This is a genomic window from Pectobacterium sp. 1950-15, from assembly GCF_037136835.1.
In the GTDB taxonomy this organism is placed as follows: domain Bacteria; phylum Pseudomonadota; class Gammaproteobacteria; order Enterobacterales; family Enterobacteriaceae; genus Pectobacterium.
Genome location: NZ_JBBBQR010000053.1, coordinates 1 through 325 on the forward strand (window position 1 = coordinate 1; position 325 = coordinate 325).

The 325-nt window shown below is 49.5% G+C and carries 2 tRNA genes; both read right to left on the reverse strand.

Annotation, left to right across the window (positions count from 1 at the left end):
- Positions 1–110: 110 nt before the first annotated feature.
- Positions 111–186 (reverse strand) — tRNA-Ala (locus WCT94_RS20745).
- A gap of 42 nt (positions 187–228) precedes the next feature.
- Positions 229–305: transfer RNA gene (locus tag WCT94_RS20750), tRNA-Ile, on the reverse strand.
- Positions 306–325: the final 20 nt, after the last annotated feature.

Sequence of the window (325 nt, forward strand, 5' to 3'; positions counted from 1 at the left end):
GCACCACGCTCGTTCAGCTGTCATGTTTCAATTTTCAGCTTGTTCCAGATTGTTAAAGAGCAAAATACTTCGCAGCATACTGTTTCCAATACGCTCTGAAGTCTTTTTAATGGTGGAGCTATGCGGGATCGAACCGCAGACCTCCTGCGTGCAAAGCAGGCGCTCTCCCAGCTGAGCTATAGCCCCATCGTTGCTTACAGATACCTTACATACCACTCACGGAAGAGTTGGTAGGCCTGAGTGGACTTGAACCACCGACCTCACCCTTATCAGGGGTGCGCTCTAACCACCTGAGCTACAAGCCTATTAAGGTATTTCTGCTCGT